Below are 7355 nucleotides of genomic sequence, written 5' to 3' on the forward strand. Positions count from 1 at the left end.
CCTGTACCGGAGTCCCTTCCACAAGGTCAGCTGCTCTTCTAAGCAAAATACTCCTGCAGCGGCCGCACCTCCAAATTCCCCGCCCTTAGCGCAGCAATCGCTTCCGCCACGGCCGCAGCTCCCGACAGCGTCGTGTAATACGGCACCTTCTGCATCAGCGTCGCCCTGCGCAGCGACTTCGAATCCGAGACCGCCTTCTGGCCGTCCGTCGTGTTGAAGACGATCTGGACCTGGCGGTTGCGGATGGCGTCCTCGATGTGGGGGCGGCCTTCCAGCACCTTGTTGATCTTCTCGGCCGTCACACCGTTCTCGGCGAGGAAGCGGGCGGTGCCGGAGGTGGCCAGCACTTTAAAACCTTGGCCGGCAAGGCGTTTGACAGCCGGCAGGATGCCCTTCTTGTCCTCGTCGCGCACCGAGACGAAGAGCGTGCCGGAGCGTGGCAGGTCGACACCCGCTCCGAGCTGGCTCTTGGCGAAGGCCAAAGCGAAATCGCGGTCGAGGCCCATGACCTCGCCGGTCGAGCGCATTTCCGGGCCGAGCAGGATGTCGACGCCGGGGAAACGGGCGAAGGGGAAGACGGCTTCCTTGACCGCGATGTGGCCCGGGTTGCGCGCGTCGGGCATGGCGCCGTAATGGGCGAAGGCGTTTTCCAGCGTCTCGCCGGCCATGATGCGGGCGGCGATCTTGGCGATCGGACGCCCGATGGTCTTGGCGACGAAGGGCACGGTGCGCGAGGCGCGGGGGTTGACCTCCAGCACATAGACCGTGCCGTCCTTGATCGCATATTGCACGTTCATCAGGCCGCCGACATTGAGCGCGCGGGCCAAGGCCGCCGTCTGGCGCTCCAGCTCGTCGACGAGGTCCGACGGCAGCGAGTGCACCGGCAGCGAGCAGGCCGAGTCGCCCGAATGGATGCCGGCCTCCTCAATATGCTCCAGGATGCCGGAGACGAAAGTATCCTTGCCGTCGCACAGGCAATCGACATCGACTTCGATGGCGCCGGAGAGATAGGTGTCGAACAGCAGTGGGTTCTTGCCCAGCAGCGTGTTGATCTGGCCGGTCTTGTCGTTCGGGTATTTCTGCTTGATGTCTTCCGGCACCAGGCCCGGCACGGTGTCGAGCAGATAAGTCTGCAGCATGCCTTCGTCATGGATGATCTGCATGGCGCGGCCGCCGAGCACATAGGACGGGCGCACCACCAGCGGGAAGCCGAGCTCGCCGGCGACGAGGCGCGCCTGCTCGACCGAATAGGCGATGCCGTTCTTCGGCTGGCTGAGGTTGAGCTTATGCAAGAGCTTCTGGAAGCGGTCGCGGTCCTCCGCCAGGTCAATCATGTCGGGCGAGGTGCCGAGGATCGGGATGCCGGCCTTCTCCAGCGCGTCGGCCAGCTTCAGCGGCGTCTGGCCGCCGAACTGGACGATGACGCCGACCAGCTCGCCGGACGCCTGCTCGGCGCGCAGGATCTCCAGCACGTCTTCCGCCGTCAGCGGATCGAAATAGAGCCGGTCGGAGGTGTCGTAGTCGGTCGAGACCGTCTCCGGGTTGCAGTTGACCATGATCGCTTCATAGCCGGCGTCGCGCAGCGCGAATGCGGCATGGCAGCAGCAATAGTCGAACTCGATGCCCTGGCCGATGCGGTTCGGGCCGCCGCCGAGGATGACGACCTTCTTGCGCGACGACACGCGCGCCTCGTTGGCGGGCTCGCCGACGAAGGGCACTTCATAGGTCGAGTACATATAGGCGGTCGGCGAGGCGAATTCGGCCGCGCAGGTGTCGATGCGCTTGTAGACCGGATGAACGTCGAGCTTTTGCCTAGCCTTCTGAATCGCTTCCGCGTCGGTCTTCGTCAGCGACGCGAGGCGGGCATCGGAAAAACCCATCGCCTTCAGCATGCGCAGATTGACGGCATCCTGCGGCAGGCCGTGCTCGCGGACGCGTTCCTCCATGGCGATGATGCCGGCGATCTGCTCGAGGAACCACGGGTCGATCTTGCACATGGCGTGCACGTCTTCCAGCGAGGTGCCCATGCGGATCGCCTGCGCCACCATGCGCAGCCGGTCCGGCGTCGGCGTGCCGAGCGCGGCGCGGATCGCGTTGCGGTCGTCGGCATGGCTGGCGGCGGTGCTCCCGTGGCCAAGGCCCGGAATCTCGATCTCATCCAATCCGGTGAGACCGGTTTCCAGTCCGCGCAAAGCCTTCTGCAGCGATTCCTGGAAGGTGCGGCCGATGGCCATCACTTCGCCCACCGACTTCATGGCGGTGGTCAGCACCGGCTCGGCGCCGGGGAATTTCTCGAAGGCGAAGCGCGGGATCTTCGTCACCACATAGTCGATGGTCGGCTCGAACGAGGCGGGCGTCGCGCCGCCGGTGATGTCGTTCTCCAGCTCGTCCAGCGTGTAGCCGACGGCAAGCTTCGCCGCGACCTTGGCGATCGGGAAGCCGGTGGCCTTCGAGGCAAGCGCCGACGAGCGCGAGACGCGCGGGTTCATCTCGATGACCACCAGGCGGCCGTCGGCCGGGTTGACGGCGAACTGCACGTTGGAGCCGCCGGTCTCGACGCCGATCTCGCGCAGCACCGCGATCGAGGCGTTGCGCATCATCTGGTATTCCTTGTCGGTCAAGGTCAGCGCCGGCGCGACGGTGATGGAATCGCCGGTGTGCACGCCCATCGGATCGAGGTTCTCGATCGAGCAGATGATGATGCAATTGTCCGCCTTGTCGCGGACGACCTCCATCTCATACTCCTTCCAGCCGAGCACGCTCTCCTCGATCAGCACCTCGGTGGTGGGCGAGGCGTCGAGGCCGGACTGGACGATGTCGTAGAATTCGGCGCGGTTGTAGGCGATGCCGCCGCCGGTACCGCCCATGGTGAAGGAGGGGCGGATGATGGCGGGAAGGCCGACATGGTCGAGCGCCTGGGCGGCGATCGCCATGGCATGGCTGATATAGCGCTGCTTGCGGTCGCCTTCGCCGAGATTCCAGCGCGTTTCCAGCGCATCGAGCGCAGCGTCGAGGTTTTCGGGATGTTCGGCCTTCAGCGCGGCGCGCTCGGCCTCATGCGTCTTGCGGTCGGCGTTCTTGACGTCGGTGGCGTTGGCCAGCATCGACTTCGGCGTCTCCAGCCCGATCTTGCTCATCGCCTCGCGGAACAGCGCGCGGTCCTCGGCCTTGTCGATGGCGGCCGCGTCGGCGCCGATCATCTCCACTTGATAGCGCTCGAGCACGCCCATGCGGCGCAGCGACAGCGCGGTGTTGAGCGCAGTCTGGCCACCCATGGTCGGCAGCAGCGCGTCCGGCCGCTCCTTGGCGATGATCTTGGCCACCACTTCGGGCGTGATCGGCTCGATATAGGTGGCGTCGGCCAGCTCCGGATCGGTCATGATGGTGGCCGGATTGGAGTTGACCAGGATGACGCGGAAGCCCTCTTCCTTCAGCGCCTTGCAGGCCTGGGTGCCGGAATAGTCGAACTCGCAAGCCTGGCCGATGACGATGGGGCCGGCCCCGATGATCAGGATCGACTTGATGTCGGTGCGTCTTGGCATGTCTACGGGTTCCGTTCGGCGAGCAGCTTGCACGAAAAACCGGGCGGGAAGGACCCGGCCGGTTGTGCTTGCGATTCTGGTATCAGGCTAGGAGGGCCTTATAGGGAAGAGTTTTGGCGGATGTAACCCCGAAAATGAGGGAGTAGGGGAGTAGGGGAGTAGGGCAGTAGGGCAGTAGGGCAGTAGGGCAGTAGGGCAGTAGGGCAGTAGGGCAGTAGGGCAGTAGGGCAGTAGGGCAGTAGGGGCTCTCTTCCCTACTGCCCTACTGCCTTATTCCCCAGTATCAGCACCCAACGCCAGTGCGTCCGTGATCTCGAAGCGCTCGGAAACGCCGATGCGGATCATGTTGAGGCTGCCTTCGCGGGTAAAGCGGAATTCGTCGGAGGAGTCGGAGCCGGCGGGCTTGCCGTCGTGGAAATTGATGAGGCGGGTGCCGCCGTCCGGCCAGGTCACGGTCACGACGCTGTCGCCGCCCTCATGCGCGACACTGATTTCGCAGCGGGTCATCGGCTGGCCGACATGGCGGGCGCAGGGGATGCCGCTGGCATCGGGGGCAGGGGCATCGGCCTGAGCGGTTGCCGAGGCCGCGAAGGCGAGGGCGTAGGCATCCCGCATGGCGATTGCGCTGATATCGATTGCCGTTGGCGGAGCGGCCGGCTCGCTGCGGCCCAGGCGCGCCGCAATGTCCGGCTGCGGTTCTTCGGAAGACTCGGGCGCGTTGGCTTCCCGTGGCAGGTTTGCATCCGTTGCCGGCGCGGCGGCATCTTCAGGCGCCGGCGCAGGGTTGTTGGGGCTGAGATAGCGGGCGGGCGCCCAACCGACGATATGCGCGTCCTGCGTATCCTCGACCTTGCACCAGGGATAGCCGTTGACGACGTTGCAGCCGAAATTCTTGACGGCCGTGCCGTTGGGCAGCCGCGCCGCCACCTTTCCACTCGGCGAAGCGGTGACGCGGATGTTGAGGAGATCGTCCGGCGCCAGGCCGCCGATAATCGAAACGATCGGTCCCGGCGCATCCTGGGCCATGGCCGGCAGGGCCGCCGCCAGCAATGGAGCGACGAAGAGCAGCGTGGATGGGAGCCTAACCCTGCGCTTCATGCATAGGCTCCGCTCGATCGGGATATGAACTCCGCTCAATCCTCATAAATCCGGTCCGCAGCGCGTGTGCCCATTCTGGCCGTCCCGCCTGTTCGGCGTGCTTTGCGGCGGCTTCATGGTCGTAGTCCACCGCGATCGCCTCGAAGCGGTCGGCGCGGCCGGGCACGTCCAGTTCGACGATGCCGTAGCGGGCATGCGGCGAGCCTTGCTCGGAGACATGCGCCGGCGGCGTGTCATCGTCATAGGCGGGGCAGCCGACGCTGCCGGGGTTAAAGATGACCGGACCGTCGGGGATGCGGATCAGCTCGTTGCGATGGCTGTGGCCGCACAGCACGAGGCGGCAGGCCGGATCGAGCGGCTTCAGCCGGCGCCTGATCGCGGCGAGCGGCGCGCGCACCAACTGGCCGTCGACAATGGCGTCGGAAAGATATTTTTCGTCATGGTCCGGCCGGGCGTGGAAGGCTATGACGCCGGGCACGATCTCCAATGTGAGCGGTAGGGCGAGCAACGCCGCGCGCTGCGGCGCGGTCAACCGCTCCTGGGCGTAGCGGTCGGACGGCCACATGGCTTCATCGGCCACGTCCTGGGCGACGCGGCGGTCGTGATTGCCGCGCACCGTCGGCAGATTGAGAGCCTGCAGCCGTTCCATCGTCTGGCGCGGCCAGAGCGGGCCAGACACGCAGTCGCCGAGATTGACGATGATGTCGGCGCCGCCTCGCTGGTTCAGATCGTCGAGCACAGCGTCCAAGGCGAGCACGTTGCCGTGGATGTCGGCCACTACGGCGATGCGCATGAGAGCTCCATGACAGGCAATTTCGTCAGCGCCGCAATCAGGCCTCGAGTTCCATCTCGGAGGTGCCGACCGCCGGCAGATCCTTGTCGCCGTCAGCCGCGGCGATCACGCTGTCGAGCAGGCCGGGAAAGCGCTTGTCGAGGTCGTCGCGGCGCAGCGTGATAAGCCGGCTGGTGCCGGCAGCCTCGCTGCGGGTGACGCCCGCCTCGCGCAGCTTGGCGAGGTGGTAGCTGAGATTGGTCTTGGAGGCGAGGTCGAGGAACTTGCTGCAGTTCATCGGCACGCCTTCCTTGCGAGCCAGATAGCGGACAATGGCAAGCCGGGTCGGGTCGCCGAGCACGGCGAGCACGATCGGCAGGCTGATCTGGTCGGCGGTTGGATGGGGCAGGCTCATGGCCCAGAATTAAGCACAAACGGCACGAACTTCAACGCGGCTTCCTTTTCTGCCGACAGACATAGCCTCTTCCTTTCGGTCCGTCCTGACACAGGGCTGTCAGCAGGGTTCAGCTATTTTATCCCGGCTCGGTTGACATCATGCCCTGTTATGTCCAATTGTTCAATAACTTTTGAACTAAGGACAATTCCCCATGGACAAGCGGATCTTCTGGCTTGCGCTCGGATCGTTCGCGATCTCGACCGAAGGCTTCGTCATCTCCAGCCTTCTTCCCGACATCGCCACTGACGCCGGCATATCCGTGCCGCTCGCCGGCTCGCTGATCACCGCCTTCGCGCTCGCCTATGCGTTCGGCGCGCCGGTGCTGGCGACGCTGACCGGCGAATGGGACCGGCGGCGCGTCATCTTGTGGACGCTGGTGTTCTTCGTCCTTGGCAATGTTGCTGCCGCGCTCAGTTCCTCCTTCGAGGTGCTTTTGATCGCCCGCATCGTCATGGCGCTGTCGTCCGGCCTGTTCGCGGCGACCGCGCAAGGCACGGCGGTGGCGCTGGTCGACGATCATCACCGGGCGCGCGCCATCGCCGTCGTCGTCGGCGGCACCACTGTGGCGGTTGCGGTCGGCGCGCCGCTCGGCGCGCTGGTAGCGGCCATTGCCGGCTGGCGCGGCACTTTCTTCGCCATTGCCGGGCTCGGCGCGCTGGCCGGTGCGATCCTGTGGTACCGGTTGCCGCGCGGCATCGTCGGCACCAAGCTGCCGCTGAGGGCGCGGCTGGCGGCGGCAGTGCGGCCCGGCGTGATGCCGATCCTGCTGACCACGGTGCTGGCGCTGATCGGAGCCTTCACGGTCTTTGCCTTCATCGCGCCCTTGGCCATAGAAGGCGGCGGGCTCTCTCCGATCGCGCTGCCGGGCATGCTGCTCGCCTTCGGCGTCGGCGCCGTCATCGGCAACATCGCCGGCGGGCAGGCCGCCGACCGCTTCGGCGCCACCCGAACCGTCGCCTGGTCGCTGGCGCTCTCCGCCGCAGTGCTCGCCACCTTCTCGGTGATCGCGACCTTCCTGCCGCATCATATCGCCGGGCCGGCGCTGATGGCCATGATGGTGCCGTGGGGCATCGTCGGCTGGGCTTTTCCGCCGGCGCAGGCGAGCCGCATCATCAAGCTGGCGCCCGACGCTGCGCCGATCGTGCTGTCGCTCAACGCCTCGGCGCTCTATCTGGGCGTCGCCATGGGCGCGGTGGTTGGCGCCGCAGTGCTGCGCTTCGGCGCCCCGGCCGATCTCGGCCTGATTGCGGCGGTGTTCCCGATCGTCGGGCTGGGCGTCGTGCTTGCCGGCCGGATGTTGGCCCGCCCCGTGGCGATGCCGGCGGAATAAAGCTGCCCATAGAGACTGATTGGCGGTCTGGCGCCAGAGATCGTTTCTTCGGCAAGGCCTGTTTTCCGACAAGTCGGCGGGCGCATGCATTGTCTTATGTAGCGCTGGTCGACCCCCACTCCGTCTCGGCTTCGCCGAGCCACCTCTCCCCCGATC

5 protein-coding genes are annotated in these 7355 nt (G+C 66.0%); 1 reads left to right on the forward strand and 4 read right to left on the reverse strand.

All coding sequences use genetic code 11. From position 1 onward, the window contains the following. Nucleotides 1-38: 38 nt before the first annotated feature. The 4 genes from carB to LB552_RS10130 form a co-directional block, all read right to left on the reverse strand. Nucleotides 39-3542, reverse strand: a complete 3504-nt coding sequence (gene carB, locus LB552_RS10115) for a carbamoyl-phosphate synthase large subunit (RefSeq protein ID WP_224604679.1) — start codon at nt 3540-3542, stop codon at nt 39-41. A 270-nt stretch (nt 3543-3812) separates the two neighbouring features. Continuing rightward, nucleotides 3813-4640, reverse strand: a complete 828-nt coding sequence (locus tag LB552_RS10120) for an SH3 domain-containing protein (protein WP_224604683.1) — start codon at nt 4638-4640, stop codon at nt 3813-3815. Beyond that, entirely contained in the window at nt 4624-5433 is an 810-nt protein-coding gene (locus LB552_RS10125) for a metallophosphoesterase family protein (RefSeq protein WP_224604686.1), read from the reverse strand. Before LB552_RS10125 ends, LB552_RS10120 begins: the two co-directional genes overlap by 17 nt. A 37-nt stretch (nt 5434-5470) precedes the next feature. Further along, a complete protein-coding gene (locus tag LB552_RS10130; RefSeq protein WP_140838528.1) occupies nt 5471-5827 on the reverse strand; it encodes an ArsR/SmtB family transcription factor in 357 nt (118 codons plus the stop codon). A 193-nt stretch (nt 5828-6020) separates the two neighbouring features. On the opposite strand from LB552_RS10130, the gene LB552_RS10135 reads away from it, so the two are divergent. Beyond that, complete coding sequence (locus LB552_RS10135; RefSeq protein ID WP_224604687.1) at nt 6021-7199, forward strand: MFS transporter; 1179 nt, start codon at nt 6021-6023, stop codon at nt 7197-7199. Nucleotides 7200-7355 lie beyond the last annotated feature (156 nt).

It is taken from the genome of Mesorhizobium sp. CA7 (assembly GCF_020165015.1).
Lineage (GTDB): Bacteria > Pseudomonadota > Alphaproteobacteria > Rhizobiales > Rhizobiaceae > Mesorhizobium.

Coding starts and splice junctions, on each gene's coding strand:
- carB (WP_224604679.1), bottom strand. CDS start 3,542: ATGCCAAGACGCACCGACATCAAGTCGATCCTGATCATCGGGGCCGGC.
- LB552_RS10120 (WP_224604683.1), bottom strand. CDS start 4,640: ATGAAGCGCAGGGTTAGGCTCCCATCCACGCTGCTCTTCGTCGCTCCA.
- LB552_RS10125 (WP_224604686.1), bottom strand. CDS start 5,433: ATGCGCATCGCCGTAGTGGCCGACATCCACGGCAACGTGCTCGCCTTG.
- LB552_RS10130 (WP_140838528.1), bottom strand. CDS start 5,827: ATGAGCCTGCCCCATCCAACCGCCGACCAGATCAGCCTGCCGATCGTG.
- LB552_RS10135 (WP_224604687.1), top strand. CDS start 6,021: ATGGACAAGCGGATCTTCTGGCTTGCGCTCGGATCGTTCGCGATCTCG.